This window comes from Streptomyces sp. LS1784 (genome assembly GCF_020103755.1).
In the GTDB taxonomy this organism is placed as follows: domain Bacteria; phylum Actinomycetota; class Actinomycetes; order Streptomycetales; family Streptomycetaceae; genus Kitasatospora.
Genome location: NZ_JAHSQD010001198.1, coordinates 1 through 798, shown reverse-complemented (window position 1 = coordinate 798; position 798 = coordinate 1). Strand labels below are relative to the sequence as shown.

General features: G+C 76.9%; 2 protein-coding genes. One reads left to right on the top strand and one right to left on the bottom strand.

The window, feature by feature from the left end; genetic code table 11:
* The coding region (locus tag KS423_RS46520; protein ID WP_224285665.1) for a glycosyltransferase family 4 protein at positions 1-560 on the top strand (560 nt) is incomplete at its 5' end.
* 8 nt (positions 561-568) lie between these two features.
* Here KS423_RS46520 and KS423_RS46515 read toward each other — a convergent pair.
* A partial coding sequence (locus tag KS423_RS46515; protein WP_224285664.1) for a glycoside hydrolase family 15 protein occupies positions 569-798 on the bottom strand: 230 nt, incomplete at its 5' end.

Genomic DNA, 798 nt, shown 5'->3' with positions numbered 1-798 from the left:
GGGCCGCGCTGCTCGGCGACGGCCCGGACCGCCCGCTGGTGCTGGCGGTCGGCCGGCTCGTCCCGCAGAAGGCCTTCGGGCTGCTGCTGGACGCCACCCCGGAGCTGTCCGCGCTGGACCCGCAGCCGCTCGTGCTGATCGCCGGGGACGGCCCGGAGGCGGGCGTGCTGCGCGAGCGGGCGGCCGCCGAGAAGCTTCCGGTGCGGCTGCTCGGCTACCGCACCGACGTGCCCGACCTGCTGGCCGCCGCCGACGTGGTGGTGGTCCCCAGCCGCTGGGAGGCCCGCTCGCTGGTGGTGCAGGAGGCGATGCGGGCCGGGGTGCCGGTGGTCGCCACCGCTGTCGGCGGCATCCCCGAACTGGTCGGCGACGCCGCCGTGCTGGTGCCCTCCGGGGACCTGGAGGCGCTCGGCCGCGCGGTGCGCGCCCTGCTGGCCGACCCGGCCCGCCGCGAGCAGCTGGTGGCGGCCGGCCGGCAGCAGGCCGAGACCTGGCCGGACGAGGCCGCCACCGTCGCCCAGGTGCTCAGCACCTACGACGAGCTGGTGCAGCGCGGGTAACGCGGGTCCTAGACGGTGGCCCGCTCGACCCGGTCGGCGGCCGGGCCGTCCGGCTGGGCGGACAGGTACGCGGCGCCGCAGGCGGTCAGCCGCAGGGCGGTGTCGATCAGCGGGACGTGGCTGAAGGCCTGGGGGAAGTTGCCGACCTGGCGCTTGAGCCGTGGGTCCCACTCCTCGGCGAGCAGGCCCAGGTCGTTGCGCAGTGCCAGTAGCCGGTCGAAGAGTTCGCGGGCCTCTT